General features: G+C 52.7%; 33 protein-coding genes, 2 tRNA genes and 3 pseudogenes. 7 read left to right on the top strand and 31 right to left on the bottom strand.

All coding sequences use genetic code 11. The features are described 5' to 3' along the window. Position 1 precedes the first annotated feature (1 nt). The 18 genes and pseudogenes from JCM10550_RS02150 to JCM10550_RS02060 form a co-directional block, all read right to left on the bottom strand. Positions 2-526 (bottom strand): 50S ribosomal protein L6, encoded by a 525-nt coding sequence (locus JCM10550_RS02150; RefSeq protein WP_062396605.1) that lies wholly within the window; start codon positions 524-526, stop codon positions 2-4. Between the two features lie 11 nt (positions 527-537). After that, positions 538-930, bottom strand: a complete 393-nt coding sequence (locus JCM10550_RS02145) for a 30S ribosomal protein S8 (RefSeq protein WP_062396603.1) — start codon at positions 928-930, stop codon at positions 538-540. A gap of 11 nt (positions 931-941) precedes the next feature. Continuing rightward, on the bottom strand, positions 942-1,115 hold the full coding sequence (locus tag JCM10550_RS02140; protein WP_062396601.1) for a 30S ribosomal protein S14: 174 nt from the start codon (positions 1,113-1,115) through the stop codon (positions 942-944). Next, the gene (locus tag JCM10550_RS02135) at positions 1,115-1,621 is read right to left on the bottom strand and encodes a 50S ribosomal protein L5 (protein WP_245618608.1); all 507 of its coding nucleotides are present in this window, start codon (positions 1,619-1,621) and stop codon (positions 1,115-1,117) included. Before JCM10550_RS02135 ends, JCM10550_RS02140 begins: the two co-directional genes overlap by 1 nt. Then, positions 1,618-2,351 (bottom strand): annotated as a pseudogene (locus tag JCM10550_RS02130) (30S ribosomal protein S4e). The gene JCM10550_RS02135 and the pseudogene JCM10550_RS02130 overlap by 4 nt, the downstream one beginning before the upstream one ends. Then, on the bottom strand, positions 2,351-2,722 hold the full coding sequence (rplX, locus tag JCM10550_RS02125; protein ID WP_062396599.1) for a 50S ribosomal protein L24: 372 nt from the start codon (positions 2,720-2,722) through the stop codon (positions 2,351-2,353). The pseudogene JCM10550_RS02130 and the gene rplX overlap by 1 nt, the downstream one beginning before the upstream one ends. A 12-nt stretch (positions 2,723-2,734) precedes the next feature. Continuing rightward, positions 2,735-3,132, bottom strand: a pseudogene (locus tag JCM10550_RS02120) (50S ribosomal protein L14). Beyond that, positions 3,129-3,458: a 30S ribosomal protein S17 gene (locus JCM10550_RS02115; RefSeq protein WP_062396595.1), complete on the bottom strand. Its 330-nt coding sequence runs from the start codon at positions 3,456-3,458 to the stop codon at positions 3,129-3,131. Before JCM10550_RS02115 ends, JCM10550_RS02120 begins: the two are co-directional and overlap by 4 nt. 8 nt (positions 3,459-3,466) lie before the next feature. Continuing rightward, positions 3,467-3,745 carry a ribonuclease P protein subunit gene (locus JCM10550_RS02110; RefSeq protein WP_062396593.1) on the bottom strand — a complete coding sequence of 93 codons (279 nt, stop codon included), beginning with the start codon at positions 3,743-3,745 and terminating at the stop codon, positions 3,467-3,469. Between the two features lie 33 nt (positions 3,746-3,778). Next, the gene (gene rpmC, locus JCM10550_RS02105; RefSeq protein ID WP_062396591.1) at positions 3,779-3,982 is read right to left on the bottom strand and encodes a 50S ribosomal protein L29; all 204 of its coding nucleotides are present in this window, start codon (positions 3,980-3,982) and stop codon (positions 3,779-3,781) included. Between the two features lie 2 nt (positions 3,983-3,984). Then, complete coding sequence (locus JCM10550_RS02100; RefSeq protein ID WP_062396589.1) at positions 3,985-4,701, bottom strand: 30S ribosomal protein S3; 717 nt, start codon at positions 4,699-4,701, stop codon at positions 3,985-3,987. A 4-nt stretch (positions 4,702-4,705) separates the two neighbouring features. Continuing rightward, complete coding sequence (locus tag JCM10550_RS02095; protein ID WP_062396638.1) at positions 4,706-5,164, bottom strand: 50S ribosomal protein L22; 459 nt, start codon at positions 5,162-5,164, stop codon at positions 4,706-4,708. Positions 5,165-5,169: 5 nt separating this feature from the next. Beyond that, complete coding sequence (locus tag JCM10550_RS02090; protein WP_062396587.1) at positions 5,170-5,583, bottom strand: 30S ribosomal protein S19; 414 nt, start codon at positions 5,581-5,583, stop codon at positions 5,170-5,172. 16 nt (positions 5,584-5,599) lie between these two features. Beyond that, a complete protein-coding gene (locus tag JCM10550_RS02085; protein ID WP_062396586.1) occupies positions 5,600-6,319 on the bottom strand; it encodes a 50S ribosomal protein L2 in 720 nt (239 codons plus the stop codon). An 11-nt stretch (positions 6,320-6,330) separates the two neighbouring features. Continuing rightward, positions 6,331-6,579 carry a 50S ribosomal protein L23 gene (locus tag JCM10550_RS02080; protein ID WP_062396584.1) on the bottom strand — a complete coding sequence of 83 codons (249 nt, stop codon included), beginning with the start codon at positions 6,577-6,579 and terminating at the stop codon, positions 6,331-6,333. A 1-nt stretch (position 6,580) separates the two neighbouring features. Next, on the bottom strand, positions 6,581-7,330 hold the full coding sequence (gene rpl4p / locus JCM10550_RS02075) for a 50S ribosomal protein L4 (RefSeq protein ID WP_062396582.1): 750 nt from the start codon (positions 7,328-7,330) through the stop codon (positions 6,581-6,583). A 5-nt stretch (positions 7,331-7,335) separates the two neighbouring features. After that, positions 7,336-8,298 carry a 50S ribosomal protein L3 gene (locus JCM10550_RS02070; RefSeq protein ID WP_062396580.1) on the bottom strand — a complete coding sequence of 321 codons (963 nt, stop codon included), beginning with the start codon at positions 8,296-8,298 and terminating at the stop codon, positions 7,336-7,338. Between the two features lie 577 nt (positions 8,299-8,875). Then, positions 8,876-9,283, bottom strand: coding sequence for a Tfx family DNA-binding protein (locus JCM10550_RS02060; protein WP_062396577.1), 408 nt, complete (start codon positions 9,281-9,283; stop codon positions 8,876-8,878). Between the two features lie 138 nt (positions 9,284-9,421). On the opposite strand from JCM10550_RS02060, the gene JCM10550_RS02055 reads away from it, so the two are divergent. After that, positions 9,422-10,264 (top strand): F420-dependent methylenetetrahydromethanopterin dehydrogenase, encoded by an 843-nt coding sequence (locus tag JCM10550_RS02055; protein WP_062396575.1) that lies wholly within the window; start codon positions 9,422-9,424, stop codon positions 10,262-10,264. 33 nt (positions 10,265-10,297) lie between these two features. On the opposite strand, the gene JCM10550_RS17930 is transcribed toward JCM10550_RS02055, so the two are convergent. From JCM10550_RS17930 to JCM10550_RS02040, 4 genes are all read right to left on the bottom strand, one after another. Next, positions 10,298-10,450 carry a hypothetical protein gene (locus tag JCM10550_RS17930; protein WP_157199841.1) on the bottom strand — a complete coding sequence of 51 codons (153 nt, stop codon included), beginning with the start codon at positions 10,448-10,450 and terminating at the stop codon, positions 10,298-10,300. 59 nt (positions 10,451-10,509) lie between these two features. Further along, on the bottom strand, positions 10,510-10,962 hold the full coding sequence (locus JCM10550_RS21465; RefSeq protein ID WP_062396573.1) for a hypothetical protein: 453 nt from the start codon (positions 10,960-10,962) through the stop codon (positions 10,510-10,512). Then, positions 10,919-11,428, bottom strand: a complete 510-nt coding sequence (locus tag JCM10550_RS21460; RefSeq protein ID WP_245618607.1) for a hypothetical protein — start codon at positions 11,426-11,428, stop codon at positions 10,919-10,921. Before JCM10550_RS21460 ends, JCM10550_RS21465 begins: the two co-directional genes overlap by 44 nt. A 158-nt stretch (positions 11,429-11,586) precedes the next feature. Then, entirely contained in the window at positions 11,587-12,594 is a 1,008-nt protein-coding gene (locus JCM10550_RS02040; RefSeq protein ID WP_062396570.1) for a 5,10-methylenetetrahydromethanopterin reductase, read from the bottom strand. Positions 12,595-12,876: 282 nt separating this feature from the next. Between JCM10550_RS02040 and JCM10550_RS02035 the strand changes: the two genes are divergently transcribed. From JCM10550_RS02035 to JCM10550_RS02020, 4 genes are all read left to right on the top strand, one after another. Then, positions 12,877-13,275 carry a hypothetical protein gene (locus JCM10550_RS02035; RefSeq protein ID WP_062396569.1) on the top strand — a complete coding sequence of 133 codons (399 nt, stop codon included), beginning with the start codon at positions 12,877-12,879 and terminating at the stop codon, positions 13,273-13,275. Continuing rightward, the gene (locus JCM10550_RS02030; protein ID WP_062396567.1) at positions 13,265-14,302 is read left to right on the top strand and encodes a hypothetical protein; all 1,038 of its coding nucleotides are present in this window, start codon (positions 13,265-13,267) and stop codon (positions 14,300-14,302) included. The genes JCM10550_RS02035 and JCM10550_RS02030 overlap by 11 nt, the downstream gene beginning before the upstream one ends. Before the next feature lie 59 nt (positions 14,303-14,361). Beyond that, on the top strand, positions 14,362-14,784 hold the full coding sequence (locus JCM10550_RS02025) for a hypothetical protein (RefSeq protein ID WP_062396565.1): 423 nt from the start codon (positions 14,362-14,364) through the stop codon (positions 14,782-14,784). Between the two features lie 84 nt (positions 14,785-14,868). Continuing rightward, positions 14,869-15,249, top strand: coding sequence for a hypothetical protein (locus JCM10550_RS02020; RefSeq protein WP_157199840.1), 381 nt, complete (start codon positions 14,869-14,871; stop codon positions 15,247-15,249). Here JCM10550_RS02020 and JCM10550_RS02015 read toward each other — a convergent pair whose 3' ends face one another. Continuing rightward, positions 15,250-15,675, bottom strand: a complete 426-nt coding sequence (locus JCM10550_RS02015) for a deoxycytidine triphosphate deaminase (RefSeq protein WP_062396561.1) — start codon at positions 15,673-15,675, stop codon at positions 15,250-15,252. It abuts the gene before it with no gap. A 103-nt stretch (positions 15,676-15,778) separates the two neighbouring features. Between JCM10550_RS02015 and JCM10550_RS02010 the strand changes: the two genes are divergently transcribed. Further along, positions 15,779-15,850: transfer RNA gene (locus tag JCM10550_RS02010), tRNA-Arg, on the top strand. A gap of 28 nt (positions 15,851-15,878) precedes the next feature. On the opposite strand, the gene JCM10550_RS02005 is transcribed toward JCM10550_RS02010, so the two are convergent. From JCM10550_RS02005 to JCM10550_RS01970, 8 genes and pseudogenes are all read right to left on the bottom strand, one after another. Next, positions 15,879-16,373 carry a hypothetical protein gene (locus tag JCM10550_RS02005; RefSeq protein WP_062396559.1) on the bottom strand — a complete coding sequence of 165 codons (495 nt, stop codon included), beginning with the start codon at positions 16,371-16,373 and terminating at the stop codon, positions 15,879-15,881. A 110-nt stretch (positions 16,374-16,483) separates the two neighbouring features. After that, a complete protein-coding gene (locus tag JCM10550_RS02000) occupies positions 16,484-18,682 on the bottom strand; it encodes a VWA domain-containing protein (RefSeq protein WP_157199839.1) in 2,199 nt (732 codons plus the stop codon). Further along, complete coding sequence (locus JCM10550_RS01995) at positions 18,598-19,038, bottom strand: hypothetical protein (RefSeq protein WP_157199838.1); 441 nt, start codon at positions 19,036-19,038, stop codon at positions 18,598-18,600. The genes JCM10550_RS02000 and JCM10550_RS01995 overlap by 85 nt, the downstream gene beginning before the upstream one ends. Before the next feature lie 4 nt (positions 19,039-19,042). After that, complete coding sequence (locus tag JCM10550_RS01990) at positions 19,043-19,651, bottom strand: hypothetical protein (RefSeq protein WP_245618606.1); 609 nt, start codon at positions 19,649-19,651, stop codon at positions 19,043-19,045. Further along, positions 19,612-20,088, bottom strand: a complete 477-nt coding sequence (locus tag JCM10550_RS21455; RefSeq protein ID WP_062396553.1) for a hypothetical protein — start codon at positions 20,086-20,088, stop codon at positions 19,612-19,614. Before JCM10550_RS21455 ends, JCM10550_RS01990 begins: the two co-directional genes overlap by 40 nt. Before the next feature lie 71 nt (positions 20,089-20,159). After that, a complete protein-coding gene (locus JCM10550_RS01980) occupies positions 20,160-20,600 on the bottom strand; it encodes a hypothetical protein (protein WP_157199837.1) in 441 nt (146 codons plus the stop codon). Positions 20,601-20,628: 28 nt separating this feature from the next. After that, a pseudogene (locus JCM10550_RS01975) lies at positions 20,629-22,200 on the bottom strand (AMP phosphorylase). A gap of 182 nt (positions 22,201-22,382) precedes the next feature. After that, complete coding sequence (locus tag JCM10550_RS01970; protein WP_062396549.1) at positions 22,383-25,001, bottom strand: MEMAR_RS02690 family S-layer glycoprotein; 2,619 nt, start codon at positions 24,999-25,001, stop codon at positions 22,383-22,385. A 440-nt stretch (positions 25,002-25,441) separates the two neighbouring features. Here JCM10550_RS01970 and JCM10550_RS01965 point away from each other — a divergent pair. Next, positions 25,442-25,514 (top strand) — tRNA-Gln (locus tag JCM10550_RS01965). The last annotated feature ends 1,094 nt before the right edge of the window (positions 25,515-26,608 follow it).

Genomic DNA, 26,608 nt, shown 5'->3' with positions numbered 1-26,608 from the left:
ATCACGCCTTCTCAATGATGTATATTCCATCCTGGAACACACGGGGATCACGATTGCGCACATGCGTAGCCCGTTCAATACGGGCGGCTGTGGTGCCCACGAGTTCTTTGTCAATACCTGATACCGTGATCTCATCGTTTCCGGTTGAAACGGTCACTCCCTCTGAAATCCGTGCAACCCGAGGCTTTTTCTCACCAAGGAAGTTGACAATCTCAAGAGCTGAGTCGGTCTTCTTGAGCTGGATAGGGAAGTGACTGTAGACCACTTTCATCTTGTATTCATAGCCTTCTGCAACCCCGCCGCACATATTGCGGGCGTGGGCCGCATAAGTTCCGACCATTGCGGAAATCTTCTTCCTGGTCGATGCAGTTGAAGCAGTAAAGACGGCACCGTCACAGGTGATGTCAATACCAGGGTAGCGCATATCTCGGGTGAGCTTTCCTTTAGGTCCTTCAACAACGAAGGTGGTACCTTCCATTGTTGCAGTGACACCCTCAGGAATCTCAACACTACGTTCATTCAGCATTTAACACACCTTCAGTACACATACCCGAGCAGCTCTCCGCCGACGCCTGCCTGTCTGGCCTGCTCATGCGACACCACGCCCTTGGACGTGGAGATGAGCAGAGTCCCGAAATTCTTCGCCGGAAGATACTGTGTCTCCCATTCTTCAAGCTCTGCAACCTTCACGGAATACCGCGGTGAAATAACGCCGCATTTATTGATATTTCCGTTCAGCTTCACATTGAACTGACCGCCACGGCCATCTTCAATGAGTTCGAATTCTGCAATGTAGCCCTTCTCTTTCATGATGCCGAGCATTGAACCGAGAAGCCTGCTTGCCGGTTCAACGATACAGTTCGTCTTGCCGACATCGGAGGCGTTCTTGATGGTGCTCATTGCATCCGCAATCGGATTTAATCGTGCCATATCTTTGCCACCTAGTTCATCTTTTTAAAGCCGATTTTAGCGGCATTTTCCCGGAAGCACTGACGGCAGAGCATAATATTATGCCGGCGGACAAGTCCCTGCTTTCTTCCGCACATCTGGCACACATTTGCACCACGACCGAATTTCTTCGGTGATGCATCCGATTTCTTTCCCTGTTCTGCCATTAGATTACCTCTACATTGAATGCTTCAGCCATGTACGCTACAGCGTCCTCTTTGGTGACACGCTGCTTTGTCGGGAGTTTTCTCTTCTGGATTGACCTGCGCGCAATGCGGATACCCTTGCGCTCAAGAACAACGTTGACATCCATGCCATAGATACCGATCATCGGATCGTAACTCTGGTTTGGGAAGTCGGTGTGTTCTTCAATACCGAATGAGAAGTTGCCGGTTGCATCGAACTGGGATGCGGCAAGAGTATTCTCATGGATTTCAAGTGCAGTGCGGACAAAGTTCTCTGCACGGGCACCACGAAGGGTGACACGGCATCCGATGGGCTGTCCCTTCCGGACACCAAATGCAGGCTGGGTCATCTTTGCAAAGGCACGAATGGTAGCCTGTCCGGTGATCTCTTTGACGATATTTTCCGCCTTGACAAGTTTATCACCGGCTTCGCCGACACCCATGTGCACGACGACCTTATCGACATAGAGTCCCTGCATTGGGTTCACTGTTCAATCCCCCCCCATTCGCTGATTGCGGACTCCTCGCGTCCTACCATAAAGACATAGTTCTCAATCGTCTCGAAAGCCTCACCGGTAGCGTCCTCTGCAAGAGTGACACGGTTCGGGATACTTCCGGGGGGGATGACATCAATCTTTGTGATGCGACCGATCTTTCCGGAGTGACGTCCACCAATGACCATTGCGGTGTTGCCCTCTGCGAAGGCAAAGTGTTCGGTGACCTCAAATTTGTTCTCCGGCATCAGGGACAACACAACAGAGTCCTTTGGTTTGTATGCCTGTGTATCGACAATGATGTTTGCACCGTAGCGCAGGTTCAGCTGAACCTTACCGCCCTTTACGATGGTCTTGTCTGCAATCTTGCACAGACGGCTCTGTGCTGCCTCTGCTGAGATCGGGACGGAGACGATATCGCCGCGCATGGCACGGAGAATGCGGAAGTACTTGTCCACAGACGGGAGAGCGATGATGTCAAACACACCGATACCCATCTTGGGGTCAGTGCAGACCGCACCGTTCACCAGCACTGCACGGCTCTTGAGGACACGCTTGACCTCTTTCATCGTGAGTGTGACTTCCATGTGATCCCGCAGCCACACTGCCACAGGCATTGCACTTGCATTGTGTGGACCTGCGGTGGTCTTGGTCACAAATGTGTTCGTCTTCTTGGCAATACGCATGAACCCGGGCTGTTGAGCCTCTTCAGGTGGTTCGACATTATTTCTTCGCCTCCAGCTTCTCCTCACGACGTTTGTCTTTCAGATTCAGTTTCACAATGCAGACATTGGATGGATCAACCGGACGGGGGGGAACCTCTGTTCCGTCAGCACGAGTTGATACGACACCGTGGACAATGATCCGGGAATAATCGAGATTAACCCCGTCAACAACGCCTTCATCGCCTGCAAAGTCTCCGCGAATGACACGGACTGTGTCACCGGTAACTATACGCACGCTACGGCGGCTGTACTGGTTCCGGAGTTCTGATGACAGCGGAGCATTCAGGAAACGACCCCTGGCATGAAGGGGGGGTGCATTGTAGCGGAATTTGCGCTGTTTGCGCGGTTGTGTGCTTGCAATACGTACCATATTTCCTTCACCTCAGATAATTATCGTCGCCATGGAACCGATCTTAGGGAACCGCTCTGCCACTTCACGAGCAACAGGGCCTTTAATTTCCGTTCCCTTGGGTTCTCCGCGTTCATTCACTACTACCATTGCATTATCCTCAAACGACAGACGAAGACCGGAAACTCTCCGGATCTCCTTCTTCTGTCTGATGACGACTGCCTTCACGAGCGTCTTTCGCATGTCGGGAGTGCCTTTTTTGACCGTGACCGTTGCCATATCTCCCAGACCCATTTTGGCTGGCGGCGGCGTACGCCATGGTAACGGTCTACAGAAACAATCTCCACCTGCCGTGCACCGGTATTATCGGCGCAAATAAGGCGACTGCCGGTTACGAGGGCACGGGGTGTACGCGATTGTTTCGCTTTCATTCCGTAATCACCTCAACAACGACAAATTTCTTGGTCTTTGAGAGTGGGCGACACTCGGCAATCTTTACCATGTCGCCTACTTTTAGATCAATGCAGGGAGAGTGATGTGCATGAATATGTGAACTGCGTTTTTCGTAACGCTTGTATTTCTTCACATAATGCAGGTAGTCGCGTCCGACTACTACTGATCCCTGCATACGGTCACTCACGACCTTACCGGTAATCACCTGGCCGCGCACCGGTAAAGTGCCATGAAATGGACAGTTCACGTCATCGCATTCCTTCTCCGGAATGGGGGGGACGTTCAATCCTGTGTTTTTAGCCATTATTTACCTCAGTTTCTGATTCGCATGCTGATTCGTTTTTCAGGCCGCATAACCAGCACCGACCCATCAACCCGTACATGGGTATCATCGGGAAGGCGCAGGTCAAAGGTGGCACACTTCTTTGCAACCCGGAGGATGCGGTCACCGGCACAGATATCAAGCATCTGCTTCGACTCCCCCCCGCATACCACACCGGCAATACCGGTCTGGACGGGGTTGGAAGAGGCATGCACCCGTATCGGAAGCCCGATAAGTTCATGCCGGCAGATGTTCTGTGCGGTGATCATGTCTGTTGTGTCTCCTTAGTGCCTGAAAAAGAATCAGGCGTTGCGGCGCTTGTTCTGCTCAGTGCTGATCCGGGCAATTGTTCTCCGGATTTCACGGATGCGTCCCGGGTTCTCCGGTGCGCCTCCTGCACTCACTTTTCCGTTATTCTCAACCAGTTCAAGCCTGAGCTTTGCAAGCTGCTCCTGGAGTTCTACATCACTGAAGTCAGCGACTTCTGCTGCACGAAAGATTGCCATGATCAGAGATCCTCCTGTACCGGAACGTCCTCAGACTGTTCAAGTTCAGCGTCAATCTCTGCACCAATGGCCTCCTCGTCAATATCCTCACCCTCGTATACAGGCTCTTCAGGAACCACTGCCTGTGGTTCAAGCACCTCGAAGGTGTCAGGGAGACGTGCTCCGGGCGGAATAATCTTGACCTGGACACCAATGGTTCCCAGCTTCTTCACTGCAAGGGCAAATCCATGATCGACAATAGTCACCGATGGTTCGCCTGCGTGCTTCACATGGCCTTCCGTAAACTTCTGGACACGTGAACGGGAACCGGTAACCTTACCGGAAAGAACAACCTCACAGCCCAGTGCACCGGATTCCATCACACGGCGGAGAACACTGTTCCCTGCCTTGCGGAAATACCAGCCGCGCTCGAGTGAGTTTGCAAGTCTCTCTGCCATAATCTGAGCATTGAAACTTGGCTCATCCACCTGCTGTACTTCAATCTGCGGAGACTCGATACCATAGTCATTCTGGAGGTCAGCGGTCAGCTGGCGTACAACCTTACCGCCTTTTCCGATGACAATACCGGGTTTTTCTGCATAGATGGTGATCTGAGTGCCGAGCGGGGTACGGACAATCTCCATACCACCGTAGCCTGCACGTTTTAATTCCTTTGTAAGGAAGTTTTCAACCCGTGCTGAGCGGACACCATCCGCTACAAATCTCTTCTCGATTCCCATATTTTCAGGCCTCCTTCACTGCAATCTCAATGTTGACGGACTCTGCGTATTTCGGTGTGGCACGTCCCATTGCACGGGGGGGGAAGATGCCCTTCATTCTGCGGCCGCGGGCCGCGGAGATCTTGTCAATCACGAGGTTTTCGGTGTCAAGACCGAGGTATTCTGCATTCTTCTCAACCGACTTGATCAGTTTGATGAAGTATGAGGATGCCTTGACGGGATACCGGCCGGCATCCCAGCCCTTCAGACCGCGCTTGTGTGCAACATCACTGTTGAACCGGCGGAAGGGCACTGCACGCTTCAGTGCAACGACATCCTCAAGGAACGCAATTGCGTCCTTGGTCTTCATTCCCCTGACCTCACGGGCAATCTCAATGGAGTGCTTGGGGGAAATCGGGAGTTCATTCGCCTTTGCGCGGGCGCATTCGCCCTCTGTCTTAATAGAATATGCTGTCCTTGCCATTTCCATCACTTCAGGGGTACGAATTTACTCGACCGGGTTGCACCGATACCGGCACTGCCGTGGTTCACACGTCCGCGGGTGAGCGCAAACTCTCCCAAGTAGTGGAATACCGCTTCCGGCTGAATCTCCACTTCAAGGAAACTCTTCCCGTTGTGAATTTCAATTGTCTTTCCAACCATCTCGGGGAGGATGATCATATCGCGGAGGTGAGTCCGGATACGTTCCTTGCCACTCCTGATGTCGTGCAACAGGCTCTCATGTCCGGGGGAAAGGCCGCGGTTGACCCGGCGGCGAATCCGTGCAGGCATAATGGGCAAAAGTTCGCTCATGCCCATCTGCTGCAGATCTTCAATTTTGTAGCCGTGGTAGGTGAATTCCTCTTTCCGCCTCGGCAACCTTCTCTGTGTCTTTTTTGCCATATCTGATCACTCCCGACTATTTCCTTCCGGTTCTCTTCGAGGCGATATGTCCAACTTTTCGTCCAGGTGATGTACCACGGGCAACATTCTTTGGCCTGCCGACGTGCTGATGTCCACCGCCACCGAACGGGTGGTCAATGACGTTCATACAGACTGCCTTTGTGCGTGGCCATTTCGTTGCCTGGGATTTCATCTTGTGGAATTTCTTTCCTGCCTTGACAAACGGCTTCTCACCACGTCCGCCACCAGCGACAATGCCGATGGTTGCACGGCAGTCCGCGTTAAACCATTTGTGCTTACCGGAGGGCATCTTGATACCGACACGGCCTTCGTCCTTGCCGATTACCTGTGCCTGCACACCGGATGCGCGGATGAACTTGCCGCCGTCATTGGGTCGGCCTTCGACATTACAGACGTAGGCACCGACGGGGATGGCAGCAAGAGACAGGGTGTTTCCGTTCTGTACCGGAGCTTCAGGACCCCCCCATACGACCCTGTCGCCAACGCCCACACCTTCGGTGACGAGCATGAACATCTTCTTCTTGCCGTCATCAAGCTCGATCTTGGCAATCGGGGGGGTGTGCCGGGCAGGGTCGTGCTCGATATCGATCACAACACCGCTGACGGTCTCACCAATATTACCTGGGTGCTTGAGTTCAGCCTTGTATTTGTGTGACGGTGCACGGTATGTTGGGCCTCCACGGCCACGGTTCTGGGATATAATGCGTTTACCCATTCAAACCACCTTCAGAGGATTCCCAGCCGTGAAAGTATCTCTTCACCGGCTTTATTGTCAGCAAACGTGACAATAGCTTTCTTCTGTCCTTTCATTGTCATTACCGTCGTAACCGAGGTTACTTCGTGAGCAAACATCTCCGTGACTGCACGGGCAATCTGGTTCTTGTTTGCCGTATGGCGGACGATGAACTGGAGTTTGCCGTCAGACTCGAGCATCATGGATGCTTTTTCTGAGACATAGGGAGTAATAATTACCATCTCACATCATCTCCAGTTTCTTGAGTGCACCTGCGGTCCAGACGGTCAGACGACCTGCCTGTGTACCGGGAGCAAGCAGTTCAGCGTTCAGCTGACCCACAGCAACTGCATCCACACCGGCAAGGTTGACTGCTGCACGCAGTGGTGTCTCGCTGGTGACAATCAGCACGCTCTTGCGCTGTTTGTAACGGCGGCCACGCATCTTGCCACGGCCTGCACGCACCTTCTTGCTGTTTGCAGAGCGTTCTACATCGGCGTATACCCCTGCAACAGAGAGTGCTGCAACGACATCCTTTGCGGAGGTCAGGCCCTCGAATGCGTCATCAAAGACGACCGGGACGGTGCCTTCAAAGAGATGTCCACGTGCGGAGATCAGTTCCTCGTTCATGGTTGCTGCAATAGCAGACCGGATGGCAAGGCGCTTTTCCTGCTTGTTGATCTTGCGGACCAGTTTCTTCTCCACTTTGGGAGGGTGTGCTGCACGTCCACCGACTGACTGTGGAATACGTGCGGCGCGTGATCCGTTCTTCAGACGGGGAAGCTGTGCAACACCACGACCACTACCCCCCCAGGATTCTGCTGATGTGCGGAACCCTGCCCGTGGATCGGTGCCGTGTGGCTGGTAGCGCTCGCTCTGAAGTGCAAGAACAGCGTTTTTAATAAGATCCGGACGGTAGCTCTCTTCGAATACTGCAGGAAGATCAATTTCTCCTGCTGAACCGCCGTCAATTGTTGAAATCTGTGCCTTCATTCAGTTCACCCCCCCTGTTTGCTGGCAACACTCACGTACTGGATTGCCGGTATGCGCTCAACATGTTCACTCTGCCTGATTGCAGCTCGCATTCTGATAAGACGCTTGCATGGACCAGGTACTGAGCCCTTGATTGCAACATATCTGCCTCTGACAAGACCATAATTGGTAAATCCGCCTGCAGGATTAATTTCCTCACCGGACTCGCCGACCTTTAAGAGACGCTTGTTGAACTCAGTGCGCTGCTGGTATCCCAGCTGACCTGTCTGTGGGACCTGCCACCTGACGTGGTGAGGGTGCCATGGACCAAGGTTACCGATATGACGCTTCTTACCACCGCGGGAATGTTTTCCCTTACGGGTCTGAATGCCCCAGCGCTTTACCGGACCATTTGTTCCCTTTCCGGTCGTAACCGCAGTAACATCGATGTACTGGCCTGTTTTGAGAACAGAATCAAGCTCGACTTCAGTGCCGAGAAGTGATACTGCATACTCAAACCGCTCATCAATGCTGCCGCCTGCAACACGCATCTCCATCGTGTCGCCGGTCTTCTTTGGCACACCGGTAAGTCCGGTAACTTGGGTCTTTGTGATCGCAAAGACATCGGTCACTTTACCGGACGCGACGACTTCACGGAGTGTTGCGAGACCTTCTTCTGACGAGGCTTCAGCGTATGCACGCTTACCATAGGTGTCCGTTCTGTACAGGCGAATGCCGGTCACAACCATCGCCGGAATCTCAACGATGGTGACAGGTACCATGATGTCCTTACCCTCGGAAGGGCTCTTACTGTGATCATCGACCATGACAATGTGAGTCATGCCCACCTTATAACCGGCAAAACCCTGCAACACGGGTTCCCCCCCGTCATGCTGAGGCCAGGAATGGTATTTCGGTACCTGGCTTTTTGCACGCTTGCGGGGACTGTATGCAAGTGAACCTCTGCGAGGTCTGTGTATCTCGGACATTGATGTATCAATCCTAATTCTTGATTTTCAGTTGATGCTTTATCCCGCACCGGAAGATTCCGGTACAGAACACATTCCGAGAATGAATTGGTTTTCAACTCAGGTCTGAGTTAACGATGTGGTCGGACGGACCGGTATTACTTCATGCCTGAACCTTACGGTATGGATTCAGTTACCCCTCATCCATCGTTCATTTCAGGCGCCCGGCCCTTCACATATCTGAAAGATTCTTCCGGTGTGGACCGGAAAGACTCATTCTCTCAAATTGATCCTGACGGACTCCGTTTCTGCGCGCACCTTAAATGCGCCAGATATGGGCTCGTTCCACAAAACGTCCACCCGTACGGTTCCATCAGATCCTACGTCTTTCACCCTGGTGTGTATGAACACAACCATATCCCGGGACCCTCCCCCGCAGCAGATACCGCGGAGAAAGTCACCATATAGTGACAATCCACCGGACAAGAAGCAGATTGACTGCCAGCTCTGTCCGGAAGGCCATCATATATGTTTCCTAAATGTTTCTGTGAAGGACATATAATAGTATTGAAAAAAAGAGTGAACGGAACGGAAAAACTCACCCGAAATAGAGTTCCCCCCCGTCGTCGTTGATATATACCTCAACATCCTCGCGCACAAACCGACCCTTAAACTTGCCGGGATTTGCCTCCTTCAGGCGGTTGATGAGATTGATCGAGTCATAGCAGACTTTTATCCTGAGTTTCTCTGCTTCCGTATAGATTTCCCCGACAACATCAAAGAGATCTGTCCCGGTTTTTATGGTGCACAGACGGGTGGCATCGAGCGTATAAAGGAATTCAAGCGTCTCCTTTGCTTTTTCAATATTCTCATATGCCGCTTTTTCAATGGTGCACACATTTGCCTTGGACGTACAAATGATATCTGCAATCTGCTGCTGCGTCAGGCCCTGTTTCCGGTACCTGAGCACCTCCCTCTGCCGCCCAGTAAGAAGACCCTGTTTCATTAACTTCAATATCTATCCCTATAATTTAAACAGTTTCCGTTAACCGCCCAACAGGCCCATCTCCGGAGGAAGGAATTCACAATGTTTATTACTGAACATTCTGATAGTTGAATGTTCTCAAATTTGAGAGGTTTAGTTATGGTAGTTAAAGTTGGAGTCGCAAAACTGGGCAACATCGCAAGCGGTGTTATGGTCGAGCTTCTGCTCGACGAGCGTGCAGACCGTGAAGACATGCAGACCTTCATGGCAACAAGCGGAACAAAACTCGAAGTCGAGGATGTTGAGCGTGTCGTCAGCAACCTGATCGCATACAAGCCGGACTTTGCAATCGTCGTCTCACCAAACGGTGTCCTCCCCGGCCCCCCCGTAGGTGCACGTGAAGCACTGAAAGAAGCAGGCATCCCTGTCGTCGTCATCACCGACGATGTCACCACCAAGAAAGAATGGGCAGCACTCAAGGAGAGCGACTTCGGATACATCATCCAGAAGGCAGACTCCATGATTGGTGCACGCCGTGAATTCCTCGACCCGGTCGAGATGTCTGACTACAACGGCAACCTGGTAAAGGTCCTCACCGTCACCGGTGCATTCCGCAAGATGCAGATCGCACTCGATGCAGTCATCGATCAGGTCAAAGCAGGCAAAGCAGGCGCAGACCTCGAACTCCCAAAGATCGTCATGACCGCAGACAAGGCAGTCAAAGGCGAGTTCACCAACGATTATGCATATGCAAAGGCACGTGCAGCATATGAGATTGCAGCAGCAGTCGCAATGGTCAACGTGAAGGGTTGCTTCATGACCAAGGGATTCGAGAACTACGTCCCAATCGTTGCTTCCGCACACGAAATGATGCGCTCCGCAATGATCCTCTGCGAAGAGGCACGTGAGATTGAGAAGGGCTGTGACGGCGTCGTTCGTATGCCACACAAGAAAGACGGTACAATCGTCTCCAAGACCACACTCATCTCCAAGCCGGAGTAAACCCCACATACCTTTTTTTCTCAGGATCCCCATTCAGCAGAATACCGAGCCGCAGGCAACACTGTAATTCAGCCGGACCGGTGCAACCACGATGCGTGCCTGTGCGACAGCCGTATTCCGGCAGATCACAGATGCCTGAAAAACAACAAAACAAGAGCGGACGCTGTGCGCGGTACAAAGCAGCACTCATGGCCCCCCGCACACCAGCATCAGGGCAGATACCCCCGCGAGATCTTCTGGAAGCGTCAGCACAATGGGTTCGAGATGCATGCGTTCCATAAACGCGGAGTCCCCCCATCGCCGTGGCACCGGGATTGATGCGGGCAATAAGAGAACAGAATGCACGAAAGCCCCCGGTCCGGCCTCCGGGCTGCATCACAAAAGAGTGACATATTAAACGCATAGTGCCCTGCCTGTCGATAGAGGGAGATCACCCGTTCAATCCCTTCTGCAAGAAGGCCACACCAGGGTTCAAGCTCATCTGCACACCGGACTGGAAGGTAGGCACGCACCTCCTTTTCCCCCAGCGGGACCGCATGGGCAAAGAAAGGCAGTTCATCGCCGAAGAGATGGCGGGGGGGGCCGCCCATCTCCTCTTCAAGCAGAGAGGTCCGGTAGATCCTGCCGGACCTGCGACAGAAGGCCTCCGACCGGTTAATCGCAATACTGGCATGAAATGTCGGAGCCGCATCCGCCATCCCCCTGCATATGCGGATGCAACATACTAGCACCGGCCGAGGGCAGATGATTCCAGTTACAGGAAACATACCCGCCATCACCGGAAAGGGCAGCCACCTGTCCACGGAGAGCATCGGCAATCCGCCCCCCCGCCGCAATCGTTGCCGGGTCATGCGCTTCAGTAATAACCGTCACCACATGCGTTCGCGCAAACGGATACATATTCGGGAAGGTGATACTCTCCCCCCCCACCACAATGCGCGAACCGTCAGAAAAGACCGGGGGGGTCTCAGATAAAATTCGTTCCGGGCAGAACACACACGGGACTTCATCAGCCGAACCATCAGGCCTGCGCGGGACTGCAATTTTGCGATTCCCCCCCCTGTCAGGTGCAATTCGGCACTGCAGATTGGTCAGCAGGTCCCTGCGGTATTGGAATCTCTTCTCTCCAGAACCACATTCCTCAACCTGAAATAATGCATTCATCCCATTCACCGAGCCACCCTTCCGGCACCGGAACGATCCCATTCAGATCCGGATTCACCCTGAGATTACGGAAGAGAGAGGTTTCACTGCCGGAAAATACCCATTAATCGATAGAACGTTAAAAGAAAAGAAAATGGTTTGGATATTGATCCGTAGTCTTAGATTAACTTTCCAAGAAGACGGATAGAGTTGGTCATGTCAGGACCGAGTGGGGGGGATCCGAAGATGATCTGGGTAACACCAGATGCCGTCAGGTCTTCGCACTTCTGCTGAACCATGTCAGGAGTACCTGCAATGGTGAATGCGTCAATCTCTGCGTCGCCGACGAGACCGCCGACTGCACCGAAGTCGAAGCGTCCGAGAGCGTCTTTGATCTTGCCGACGTTTGCCTGGTCAAGACCGTGGCGGTCAAGAAGTGCTGGCGGTGAACCTGCTGCGATGAATGCTGCAACGATCTTTGCTGCGTTGCGTGCCTTCTTCTCGCTCTTGTCGATGGACATTGCGGTGTATGCACCAACGTCGAACTTCTTGAACTTCTTTTCATCAACTGAATCGCATGCTGCTTTGATTGCCGGGATTGCAAGTTCAAAGTCCTTAGGGTTGGATGCGTTGATCAATGCTCCCTGACCGATTTCACCAGCGAGGGTGAGCATCTTGGGGCCCTGTGCACCGATGTAGATAGGGATCTGCTTCTTCTTTGCAGGCAGGGTCACACCGGTAAGCTTTGCGCCATCGTAGTCGAAGAATTCCATGTTACCGGTCTTCTTGACTTCTTCTCCTGCACAGAGAGCTGCAATCTGCTGGACACCTTCTCTCAGGCGTGAAACAGGCTTTGATGCCTCAATTGCAAGTTTTGGAAGGGTGGAAAGGTCACCAGGTCCGATACCAAGAACCGCGCGGCCTTCAGAGATCTCGTTTAAGGTGCACATGAAGGAAGCAATTGCTGCCGGGGGGGTGTCGGTAAAGGTGTTCATGATACCCGGGCCCATCTTAATGGAGTCCGTTGCCTCTGCGATAGCCGCAAGGGTTGGGTAGCAGTGACGGTTGTTGTAGTGATTCGTAATCCAGGCAAAGTCGATATCTTTCTGCTCTGCAAGTTTACAGTAATTTACCACCTGTTTCACGGTGATATTTCCGGGGGGGACAAATTCAATACCATAACTCATAGGTCTTTCACCTCAACTTCATATAACACATCGAGATTAATATACGTTATCATTTAACGGAGGAGATATCGGGCATTTCTCTGCTGCCAGCCATCAAAACCCGATATTCTGGTTTTAATTTTCACCAGACCCATTATATTCCGGCGAATACGAAATGATCATCCAGAGATTTTATTATTTATATGAACTTATCATACATCAGGGAGATAGAGTACACTAGGACCAACGGTTCTGCATAATAACCCGCAGCACCCGGTCTGGTCTACCAGATACGGAGAAATAATGAGAATACTTGCAATCGGGCTCGGTGGGGGGGCGGGCACACGGATTGTTGACCTTCTGTATAACCACGATATGAAAAGCAGGGTGGAGTGCGTCTCAGCGATTGCTGTCGATATCGATGGAAACAGCCTCAGACAGCTCACAAATATCCCGGATAACGCACGAATGCACTTCCCTGCAATCGATCCCACCATCCATTTTGATGTGACCTCAACCATCAATGTGGAAGAGATCATGACCCTCATCCAGAAGATTGACACCTTTGAAATTGACTCCATCATGATCTTTGCCGGTCTGGGGGGGCAGCCTAATAGATGCCATACCCCAGCTGGCAACGGAACTGCGCAAGTCCTTTATCGAACCCATATTTGGAGTCTGTATCCTTCCGATGAGGAGTGAGGGAAAAAAGCATTCATCAAAGGCCGCGGATGACATCGATCGAACAAAAAGCGTTCTTGATGCGATGATCCTCTTTGACAACGAAACCTGGCATAACCGCCTGAAAGCCGATTATAACCAGCACAGTGTTGCCGAGGATACTACCATCGGCTCCTATAAACACAAGGTATTCCCGGACAATCCTCGTGATGTCTACACCATCCTGAATGAGAAGATTGCACGCCAGATAGGCATTCTTCTCCGCGCGGGTGAATTCAGCGAAACCGGGGGGGTTGAGGCAGCGGAGATTGTTCTGGATGCAGGTGAGGTCTTAAACACCCTGAAAGGGAACGACCTTGTTGCAATCGGGTATGCAACAGAGTCCCTGCAAAACACATTTATCGATCGGTTCAATCAGTGGCGTTCAGAGACATATTTCTCGGAGACCTCCCACAAACGAGCAACAAGAATCGTCACGCTCGCCAAACGCGCTGTATACGAAGAGATTTCCATACCCTGTGACATCACCAGCGCACATAAGGCACTGGTCCTCATCGCCGGGCCGTCACAGGAACTGTCCATGAAAGGATTCCAGACAGTCCGCAAATGGATTGACCGGAGCATCTCCGGTCTGGAGATGCGGTCAGGCGACTATCCGGTGATGAACACCCGGTTTGTCGGCATCATCATCGTCCTCTCCGGCATCACAAATATTCCCCGGGTGACTGAGCTCAATGAGATCCGGCGCGAGTATGCAGCCGAACAGGAGACTGTGGCTGAAGAAGAGATCCGCGCAGCGCAGACAAAAGAAGAAATCAACACAGAGAATGGTGAAGAAGTGACATGGACATCAACAACCGTTCAGATGGATAACGGCAAAAAAAAGAGGAAGAGGAGAGCACTCTTGATATCACCGACCTCTTTGAAAATGAGGCCGCAGAATCAGGATATACTCCGGAACGGGAAACAGAGATCGCATGGGAAGAAGAGTATAATCCCTGGGAGGATGAAGAAGAGAGCCCGCTCTATTCCCCCCCATCCACCCTGAAACAGCAAGAGCCGCAGGCCGTTCCCGACCCGGAGATTCCTGCATACGAAGGCCAGAGGATGCCAGATGAGGAGGAGAGCCCATTATATTCCCCCCCATCCACCCTGAGACGGGAAGAGCCGCAGGTCGTACCCAACCCGGAGATAACCGTGCCCACATACGAAGACCGGAGGATACCGGATGAAGACGTGTTCACACGCGATAGCATGACGCACACTGAGAGACAAAACGAGGAGAACAGGGACGCGATGATCTCCGTCAAAACGAAGCCGGGAAAAAAAGGCACAGGCAACCAGCTCTCCATGCCCGTCCGAAAGGAACGAACAGTCTCCGATATGACACGGATGACAGACGGCGGAGGGCATATGGCACCAAAAGATAATATCTTCGGCCTGAAGGAGATCCCCCTCATCCGATACCCGGGGGGGGCCTCGCGATACGGCACGGGTCGGGGGGGGAAAGATCAGTATCGGCAAGCATGACAAACGCCCCCCCAACGATGCGTCGTTCGGGGGGGGAAAGGGGTCAACATTTCATCTGCCAAAGGACCGAACGATTCCGCCTACATGGGCAGTTCGTTCTCTGTCCAGCCTCAATCAAAGGCAAACGACACGTCATTGATGGGGAATACCATCTCTGCAAAGTCATCTAAAATACGCCCCAATGACAGCACACTCACCGGCGATTCGGTGCGCCTGTCACGCGGCCCTCCCAAAACAAAGGAGGCGCTCAACGGGGGGGATGTACGGATGTCTGCACGGATACCGGCACCCAGAGATGATCTCCTCAGCCGCCGTGCAGAGCAACGGCTGAGCAAGACACAGGAAGCGGTAAAAGAGCCGGAGAAAGAGTCACCCTACAAAAAAGGAACAATCAGCAGCGGCTACGAAAAGGATGAAGTGCCGGAAGAGAACGAGAAGGCAGACGACCTCTTCTGGATCAATTGATTACCGGCATGAAACAGCACCATTGCTGTCCTGGTAGCGTCCTTCATACTCACGCGTTCCTTTTTTTACCTCGTGCATGATGATCTGCACCACCCGTTCGCCCGCGGAGAGACGGATATCCTCCGGACCGGTATTCACCAGACAGAGTGTCAGCTGTCCCCGGAAACCGGGATCCACGAACCCACCACCGATGAGCACACCGCGCCTGCCAAATGACGAACGGCACATGAGGGTTGCCGCCACATCAACGGGGAGTTCGACTCGTTCAAGGGAAGCGACCAGTGTGCATTGCCCTTTTGAAAGGAGATAATCTTCTGCCGAACGGAGGTCGTAGGACGCCGGCTGTTGCGATGCTTCACTGTAGGGCGTTAACACCAGATTGCCTGACGCAACCCGTTCACGAATATCTGACTCAGAGAGAATCATCGTATAATAGTTGCGCTGGTAAAGGGAAAACTGCTACCACCCAGGCAAAAAGAGAAGGTCCAATCCAGAATGGTTATCATCCCCTACTACGAATAAGATGGGTGGATCCATAGGGTAGAGGATATCCTCTTGGGCTTCGAACCCAAGGACGCGGGTTCGATTCCCGCTGGATCCATGCACTTTTAGAACAGTTTTAAAAAAGATTATTCCAGGCGGATAAAGTTCTGTCCACCCTGGCCGATCACGATTGCATACGGCGTCTCAATGACCGAGTCCGGCGCATCCTCTGCCATGGCACGCACCCGGAGTTTATACTCTCCCGGCGGGAAATCGGCAACATAGAGCTGGCGGGTCTGCGCAAGCCCGGTCACCGGTCCTGCCACCGGTATTTCGCCGAAGGTAACCCATATGCCCTCACCCTCTCTCTGGTAGTACAGGTACTGGGTAGCCGTGAAGGCACCGGAATAGTCCAGGTTCCAGCCCAGAGTCAGCTCGTTTTCGATCACATCACCATTCTCTGCCTCAACACATACCAGATCAGAGACCTGCAGACCGCTGAAGTTGATACCTGTTGCAGTCAGGTTATCCACTGCCGTGATGTAGGTCTTTGGCAGGGCCAGGGAATCTTCCCCCCCATCATTGAAGGAGATGGCCGAACCTGCCCCCCCGAAGATATTGATATTGCCCGGCTTGAGCACATCCAGTCTGAATGTCGCCTGCCAGGTCTGTCCCAGATGAATGGTGCCGATCTCGGTGGAATCAAAGCTGAGACTCTGGCCCGCGTCCCAGTCGTCTGTCTGGTCCAGCGTCAGGGGGGGCCCATGACATTGGGCGACGCTTCAGAGCCGGGAGGAGTGCCCGTGGAATTCCAGCTCTTCACAAGCGTCGATATTCCGCCCACATATTCATATTCCAGGATCGGGTCATTGGGATCGTTTACCTGGGTGACATTGTTCAGTTCAAGATTGCTGAACATCACATCCATCTCCGTGTTGACACCGGCCTCGGTCTTCAGGTCACCAGCGATTTCCGTATAGATGTCTGCAAGATCGTCGCCCGTGGGTGCATAATAATAGGTTCCACCGGTCGTTTCCGCGAGGGTCCGGAGGGTTGTCACCCCCCCACCAGATGAAAGACCGTCCCCCCCAAACGCGATAGAGTAGATGGTGACATTATTATTCGCGGCGTAGACGCCCAGATTCTGTTCGGAAAGGTCACTGAAACGGTAATAGTTGTAGGTACCGGTACCAAAGTCATCGGGATCATAGTAGGAGTAGCCCCCCCTACCACGGGCAAGCGGATCGCCATAATAGTTGTAGTCACCGTCCGAGAGCAGGATCACCGCCTGCACCGCATCATCGCGGCCGTTTTCGATGATCTGTTTTATCGCAAGATAAAGCCCGCCACGCATCGGCGTGCCTGACATCGGGACCAGACTGTCAATGGTGCTTTCCACCGCATCCCGGTTCGTTGAGAGCGGAAGGTCCAGTGTGGCATAGTCTGCATAATACTTTCCGTTGCCGGTATAATGAGCATTGATATAGGAATTATCGTCATATGAAGTGGAGTCACGTCCCGCCCAGTAATCATAGGAGTAGGCAAAGATATTTGCCGTGCCCTTTCTTCCAAAGGACGCCATCCCGACCGCGTCCCGGTTTTCGACCATCTCTCCATTGAAGACCTCAAGGGCACCCATCAAAGAGACCATCCGGTCAGGATTATCTTTGAGCATACTGCCGGACCGGTCCACCGAGAGCATCACGTCAATCGGGTCGGGATAGAGCGCCCAGCCATCCCCCCCTATCAGCCGGATAGTCACATCCACCGGTTCCCCCCCCACCTCGACGGTTGCCGGGTCGACCTCGGTCTCCACCCGGAGATAGGGATAGTTCTTCCAGTCGAGGTCAATGGATCTCGTCTTTGCACCCCCCCACATCGCCACCACCGTACAGGAATCCGATGCGGTCGCACTATAATTCTCATCGTTCATATCGATTTCAAAGGTTCCGGGCGTAAACGACATCGTGGCAACGCCGTCCAGATTGGTCAGTGCCGTTGAGGATGCAGCAAGGGAAGGAACTGCCACCTGTGCTGCGGAATACCCGGATACCGGTGACAGAATAAAGAAACTGACCTCTTCCCCTGCGACCCCGTTTCCGCTCTCATCGGTCACCTTCGCAAGGAGATCGGCATGAAACCCGGCTGCCACATCAGCAGACGGCATTGACTGCGGGTTCGCCGTCAGAAGCATCTCTGTCGGGGAGGTGTTGGTGAACCGAACCTGCTGGTCAACAGCAACAGAGGCATTCGCTATTGCCTCCGCATGGATGGTGAACGTGCCCACCCGGTCAAAGGGACCGAAAGTAAACATGATCTGGCCCTCACTGTTTGTCCGCCGGGTGAACACATCGCCGATGACATCATCGCTGAAGGTGACCGTATGGTTTCCGGACGGATTGCCATACTGGTCAAACAGGTTGTATGTCAGGTAAAATCGGGATTCTCCATCTGCCGGAAGATACGGCGGGTCACCCACATTCGGAACAACAGAGACGGCGATCGTATACGGGCTGCCGTCCGCAAGGGCAGTTACGGTCAGCCATTTGTCATTCAGGGCCATATCCGGCACGACATGGATCAGGTACTTCGGCCCGGATTCCGTGCCTGCCCGAAAGGTCGCAGCAACCAAACCCTCAGCCCCCCCGACAGACACGCGCACCGACTCAGCGTCATATCCCATGCCGTCATAGAACCCGGAACCCGCATACGCGGTGGTCTCGAATAGCACTCCCTCCGGCGTGCCGCCGATTCCATCCTCATAAAGGCTGGTAACCAGATTGCCGTATGCATCCTCCATCGTCATAGAAATATCCATTGTTTCGTGAAGGGTGACTTCACCGTCAAATGCGATGTTCCGGATGTTCATCGGCGTGTTATGATCAATCGGCTGGTACACCGTCCGGTAATAGTCATACCCGACATCATTGACGGTGTAATTGACCTGCACTCGTATCGGTGCATTTCCTGCCACATTCTCTGATGCAGAGAATCGTGCATCACAGGGCAGACCGGTTGCATACCCCCCCCGACAACATCGCCATAGATGGCCTTCTCAACCGAGGTGACCTGCACAAAATGGATCACCGGCGACCCGCTGCCAGTATAGTTCACCCGGATCGTCGAAGATACACCGCTGCCCGCAACAAGCCAGCCATAATCATCATGCAAATCCGTGGGATCTCCGTCATCGATGATGAAATCGATGGAGACATCCGTGTCCGTAATCGGATCTGCCGATACCACAAACGGGAGCACACCCACCACAACTCCCAGCATCAGCAGAATCCGTAATGAATTCCTCATCTATTTACCCCCCCCAAAAAGATTCTTTTTCACAAAATACGCCGGGCGTACCAAGCACCCGCCGCATACTGCAGTAGGGGTATGCCAATACGACATATTTAAATATAGGTGAAAAGGCACAGGACGAAAAAATTGATATATCGGGGTTAGAGATGTCGGGTTTTCGGGGGGGGCGTTTCCCCCCCCGTCGTTTCAGAGATACATCTCCCCCCCGCTTCAGGTATATCACTGCCACAACAAGAATTATTGCGACAATAACGACAAAAAATATGGGATTGAATTCCGTATTCATCTCAATATCAACGGTTATTTCCGTGGCACCCAGAGGGATTTCGCGAGTTACCTCAGCAGGTGCATACCCCCCCTCCTTCTGGGTGGAAATAATGTACACCACATTGCTCTTCAAAGGTGTTGCAAAGGTGCCATCCTCTTTTGTTATACCATAGTATATATCATTGACAGAGACACGGACACCGGGAACCGGTTTGAAATCGTTGTCGTGCACCGTGACCGTAACAGCAGTATCCGCACTATCCAGTTCAATGAGGATATCCTGCAGGGAGTCATCGGCCATCACCGATTTTGTGACCGTGGTAAACCCTTCCTTTGCCACCTGCACCTCATGCTGACCGGCATCCAGGTATACAATACCGGTCCTCCCATAGTCATTGGTTGTACCGGTATTCTTACCATCAATGAGAGTTGTTGCTCCCCCCCGACCGGTATCTTATCCAGACCATACACCGAGATAGTCACGGGATAGAGGGTCTTTGAAAGCTCGGCACTGTATACCAGCACATCACTGGCAATATAAACGTCATCCGAATACGCAAGATATTCATCGGTGGTGATGCGGATGGTGTGAGACCGTTCCCGTTCAACAAACGAGGTGACCTTCCCCCCCTCCGCATTGGTTTCACCAAAGAAGATACCATCAATATAGACGTCCGCACCGGAAATGGCAGACCGAGTATCCTTGTCTTCCACTTCCACGATGAAAACATCATTCCGGATCAGACGGTAATCAACCGCTTTAACAGTATTCTCCACCTCGACCGTCTTGTAGAGAGGATCATAATTGGATGCACGAATCTCTACGTTAAAGACATCCCCCCCCGCCTTTACGTTAAACTTCGCAACCCCCCCGTCATTCCCGGTAGTGACACTGTTGGCATACGTCCCCCCCCGGTCACTTTCACCAGCGCATCGGCGACCGGTTCCAAGGTGTCTGCATCATAGACGGTGACCAGCAGGGCAGTTTCCTGCCGGGACATCTCCGCCCGGATATTCGTCTGAGTTTCCGAGAGCAGTGACTGCCACGGAGCGTAGCCGGTCTTCTCCAGTCCCAGCCGGAATGATGTGTCCAGACCGTGTTCATAGAAATACTGACCTGCCGAATTCGTCTCCCCCCCCTCATAGACTCCGTCTATGTATATCTTGGCACCTGAAATCGGACTGCTGGTGGTATCATCTACTGCAATGACTGTCAGAACGACGGCCTGCCCACACCCACAGAGCGCACCCAGCAGAAGCAATACACAAACGGTACGGTACCAGTTCATGGGGGGGAAAATATCATATTACTATCATTTAGTCCATTCGGTCGATATCAATGGAATCCCGGGGAATTCTGTCAAGGAGCATCCCCCCCTCCACTACTACCGGAAACAGGCGGCGTGCCTCCTCAAGGGCCCGGCTCAGATGTTCCTCACTCCCCCCCGCATAAATGGTATAGATGGTCTCCCCCCCTTTCCTCACCTGAGTCCCGATCTTCGCATTACAGTAGATACCTGCACCCTTATCATGCGGCGCACCTGCAGTGCGGGCAACGGTGATCAGACCGGAATTATTGAGGCTGACCACATACCCGGATACCGGAGACGGAATAGACGCATGATGTGCTCCGGGAAGAATGTCGGATGAACGAACGTCCGGTTTACCGCCCTGCACTCGAATAATTTCACGGAACTTTTCCAGTGCCGCACCGGAGGAGAGCAGGGAACGTGCCACCTCCTCTCCCTCACCGCGTTGTGCTTTCCCTGCCATCTCCAGCAGAATACCCGCGATTGCCACACTCTTTTCAATGAGTGAGTTGGGCGTCTGTGCCCCCCCTTCAAGAACGGAGAGCGCCTCTGCCACTTCGAGATTCGGCCCGATGGCACGCCCCCCCACAGGCGAGTCCCCCCCATAGGTGACGGCACACTCCACCTGCATGCCGAGGCGGCTGCCGATTTCGATGAAGTCCTGTGCCAGCCGACGGGCATCCTGCATGGTCGAGACCTTGGTGGTGGGGGGGCCGACCGGTATGTCTATCACGACCATCTCCGCCCCCCCGACGGCAAATTTCTTTGCCATGACACTGGCGATCATCTGGCCGCGTTCGTCTATCTTGAAGGGATACTCCACCCGGATGATCAGGTCATCGGCCGGTGCGATATTCGTCGACCCGCCCCCCCAGACAATCACTCCCCCCCCACCCGGTCGGCCATCGTCTGCACCTCATCTGCGGTGAAGTCGACCGGTGCAAGGACTTCCATTAAGTCTGCCGTGCCGCCCGCACCGGTGATAGCACGAGAACTGGTCTTGGGAATGGTGAGACCGGCAGCAGCGATGATCGGCACCACAAGGAGCGTGATCTTGTTGCCCGGCACCCCCCCCGATGGAGTGTTTGTCGACCACCGGATGACCGGCAAATTCGATGCGTTCGCCGGTCTCGACCATCGCACGGGTAAGCGACTCCACCTCATCGAGGTCCATGCCGTTGATGTAGCTTGCCGTGACAAAGGCGGTGATCTCATTGAGAGAGAGGTTTTCATTCACCATATCACGGACGATGGTCATCATCTCCTCAGGGGGGGTGAGACGCCCTTTGTCCATCTTCTTGCGAATGAGACGAATGGATGAAGGGGGAATCCCTGTATGTACCTCGACTGCGTCTCCTTCGCTGAGACCCAGGTCAGAGCACGTGACATTATAGAGGGAAATCGTACCGGGAGTGAGGAGGGATGTGGTAATGTCAACGACGATGGGAGCAGATTTTCCGGTTTCCTGATGGATGACACGGAGACGGTCACCGTCAAAGACGCCGAGGCGGCGTGCATCCTCTTCATGGATAAACGCACCACGGCCGGCAATATCGACACGTTGTACTAAAAGCTGCATACAGTTCACCTGGCAGGAGAGCATCCTCTGGCCATATAAGAGAGGATTGCAAAGACAGGATGATAAGATTACCTGATTGCGGCGATGACAAACACCTTGCATCAGCGGGATATACGCACAGAAATAAACAACAGGAATGCCACCCGGGGGGGCGGCTTTAAAAAAAAGTTGGATTAGTTAATTTAGTCCTTGCGGGCAATGAGTGCTGCTACAGCACCAAGACCGATAAGGGATACAAGAACACCAAATCCAGGTGCTGCTGTAGGCTCAGCGGTTGGCTCTGCGGTAGGCACTGCAGTAGCTGTTGCAACCGGGGGGGTTGAGACCGGGGGGGTTGCGGTTGCGACTGGAGTTTCATCTGCTTTCAGGACGTTGAAGGTCTGGGTTGCAGTCTGATCTGCTACAATACCCTGTACCTTGACGATGTACTCATCAGGAACAAATGAAGATGCGTCAACTTCAAATTCCCAGACATTCTCGCCATCTTTGTCACCTGCGGTAACAAGGACGCTGCCGGACTGTCCGGAGAAGCCGCTAGCCTGAGTCTTCTCTGCTGGTCTGAATGAGGACGAAGAAACATCAACAATCAGGCTGTCGCCAACTGCGAGGTTGGTGGTACCGCTGATGGTGAAGGTTTCGCCAACATACTTGTCGCCGATTGGACTGATGATGATCTTTGGCTCCTCGATCATGAAGGTGAGCTTGTAGTAGGTATCGTCAATGTCTGCACTGTTCATTGCGTTAACAAGTGCGGTTGCTGCATTGGATCCCTGGAGACTGCCAGTGCCTTCGAGGATGAAGACAGGCGGTAAGAGACCAGCAGGGGTAGCGAGCTGTCTGTCAAGAACCGGACGAACAACAGCGGTCTGACCGACTGCAGGGTTTCCTGCCTGTGGTGCAAGATCGAAGAGATCGTTGGTCATTGGGTGCTGAACAACAACAAAGTACTGTCCAGGTGCGAGGTCTGAGGTGCCGGAGAACTTGTACTCAAATGCACCGTTGTCCTCAACGGTCTCGGTGGTGTATGACACGTAGTTCTTACCGAGGATCCAGATTGCAACACCCTGTGTGGGGGGGTCGCCCTCTGCGTTACCGGTGATGTACATGTCATCGCCCCGTGCAACGGTTGCTGAGGAAGTGGTTGCGGTCACGAACGGCTGTTTGATACCAACGGATACAGTTCCGTAGGTTGCGTCGTCCCTGCCGAGGTCATTATAGTTGGTTGCGGTGGTTACTGCGTAGATGGTGTATGAACCTGCATCGAGGTTTACACCTGCGGTGTCCCACTTGTACTCCCAAGTGTCGTCTGTCTCAACGTTTTCGCCGCTCCATACTGCACCAGAGTCAAGGAGACCGTCTGGGTAGTTTACGCTGCCAATGATTGCAGTGTTAACTCCATCACGGGGGTCCTCGATTGAGCCACCCTTGTTGGGCAGGTTGGGTCCGGTGATGTAGAGCCAGGTGTAGTCACTGTCAGTGTTTGTACCTGAGATGACAATTTCCTGACCAATGAAGTACTGGCTGTCGCCTGCTGTGGTGATGGTAATGTCACCAGCTTCGATCTTTACCTTGACGGTGTCATAGGTTGGGTTGTTTGCGACAACTGATACGGGCGGAACTGCAAGTGCATTTCCGGTGAAGTAGTCAGCTCTGATCGTGTAGGTCTGGTCTTTGGTGGTCTCGTCAGTGCCGAAACCGACGGTGCGGCTACCGGAGCTTGCGAGTTTGACCATTGCAAAGCAGTCTCCGCCAGCGATAGACACATCGTTAGCGACGGTCTGTCCTGCACGGAACTGGTAAAGTGCTGCGTTGTCACCTGCAGCGGTACCTGCAACGAAGACTTTGTCCTGGTTAGGTTTGACAAATGGTGCGGTGTCGGGTGCGGTGACACTGCTGGTTCCCTTTACCCAGAGAACGTAGTACTCGTCAGGCCGTCCGGTGATGGTGATGGAGAAATCGTTGTTGCGGACAACAGTGTCCTTGTTGGACTCGACTTTTACATCATCTTTGCCGACTTCAACGGTGTAGACTTTTGACTTGGTGACGCCGGTCACGGTTCCTACGTTGTCCTTTGCACTGTTCAGGTTGACCTGTGCATAGAACGAGTAGACGCCAGCCTTGTAGTCCGCCCGGTCAAGTGCCCAGTTGGAGTTAAGTTTAGAAGTTGGCTGTGCAACACCAGGCAGATAGAACTGTGATGTGGCTGGAACAAGATTTGTCAGACCGGTTGTGGTAAGGGCTGCCTCGTCGTTGTAGAGTGCAGTGTAAACAGTGCCCTCTTCGTCAACAACAACTACCTTAATGTTGGTTGCATCGCCAGCTACATAGTTCGGACGGGACAGGAGGCCTTCGTAAAGGTTGCTGTCAAGGCGGAACGTAATGTAGGTGTTATCTTTGACAACACGCTCGTTGGTCATGTCTTCGCCAGTGCCGGAATTGTATGCCTTAACATCAATTGCGGGCATCATGACGTTGATAATCGAGGTCTTTGTTCCTGGAAGATACCAGTTACCTGTGCGGGTCTGGAAAGTTGATGGTGAAATCACTTCGTTCGTTGGACCCTGACAGGTATACGTTGCTGCCGGAACGGCCGTAAGTGGGTCGTCACCGGATGCATACCAGTTAAGAACGGTGCCTACCGGAACAGTAACACTAGGTGTTGATTCAAAGGTGAGGCCTTGCTCACCGACAAATACGACTCCACCCGGTGATATGGTGGTTACTTCTGCTGCTGCTGGTGCAACTGCGAGAAGAGCCACTGCCACAAGGGCGAGGAGTGTAATACTAATTTTTGCTTTCATTCTAGCCTCCATACGATAAGTTGAGGAACAGCATGGAATTTCGTCATATGACGAAAAACGATTCACTTTGCTCCATACTCCGAACGACGGAATATACCACAATATTTGACAAACACTTAATATATCCTTTGTGGTTGAAGTATTTTTGAAAAACGGACAAAACGGCGGAATTGTCCGCCAAAACTCAAATATTCGGCCAATCCCACCACCGATGGGCTTGTGAAGAGAATGCACCCGCCCCCTGTAATATCAACGGTTTGGAATATGTATGGGGGGGAGAATTATGGTCGAAACCTATCCGGAATACGCGCCCAATTACCCGGCAGGCCCCCCCCGGCAGGAGCAACCTGCCGCATCACTGCCGCACATTCTCAGGACAATATCGCCAGATTAATAAAGTGCAGACCCTAACATAGTAACGCAATACCTTGGCATTGCTCAGTCCGGTAGTGTAGCGGTCAATCATGTGAGACTCTGGATCTTGCGACAGCAGTTCGAATCTGCTCCGGACTATCATTCTTCTTTTTGAGTTCGTTTCAGTGATTACAACAGAATAACAAATTCTACGCAATGATGAAATTTTGTCGTTGAGCGGGTCGGAACCTCGGAGAATACGAATCGTAATCTGGCCTTCCCAATTGCACAACGGGAAAACGTCCCCCCCCGGTACAAATCAAAATATCCTCCCGCTCATCCTGCCCCACCTTCTTTACGGGCACAGCGATTGCCACCATCTTTTGTTTCTCAGCCGTTGACCCACATGCACATTCCAGGTGACGAGTACCGGGTGTGCAACCTGTCCTGACTCCCGGAACTGCGGCGCATGATGCTCACCAATTAGGACAACAACCGGACATCAACCATCCCCCCCAAATCCTCCAACAGCAAATTCCACAGATTATTGTCCCGGAAAAATACATCCCCACAGAAGCCCGGAGAGGACAGATCTCAGTCGAGACAACCAATCCATCCTCCGAAATATATCTGTCAATAGCGACCCCCTTAATAGCTCACAATCAACCGCAATTTCAGCAAATAAAAGGTATTACAACCGTCAATTTCCGGCAGTAAAAACGAGCAGAAAACACGTCCATTTTACCCACGGATTCCCTAATGCAGGAGGTCAAAGAGGGCGGATAACAGGTTCCAAAAACAGGGGAAAGGCAGTAATCCCACATACGATATACATCCAACCGGTTTGCACCTTTACGCACGTATTATTTGCATCATTTCCATGTTTATAGTGGAAAATATCCTGCGTACAACCTTGATCAGACAATTCCGGCGCGCATGCAGGATTCATCGTTACGTTTACACACGCTCCGGATTCACAGAGACACAGACACCCACCCGGCTACAATAGTCAGACATGCTGTGTGTTCTCCCGGATGCATGGAAACTTCCCTTACTACCTGTACACATCTCTCCATACTCTACTTCTTTAGAATAATATGCACCGATACGGCGTTGCCAGAAGTCCATGTGTTTTCATTTTGCGGGTGCAAACCGGTTAAAGGAGTGTAATCATCAGAACCTGATGGCCACCAAATCATCCTCCGGAGTAATTATTCCGGCAGCATTTTTACAGAACCAAAGATTCAGATGTC

Source organism: Methanogenium cariaci JCM 10550, from assembly GCF_001315945.1.
Taxonomy (GTDB): domain Archaea; phylum Halobacteriota; class Methanomicrobia; order Methanomicrobiales; family Methanomicrobiaceae; genus Methanogenium; species Methanogenium cariaci.
The sequence above is the reverse complement of the archived record's forward strand: the minus strand, read 5'-3'. Positions and strand labels throughout refer to the sequence as shown.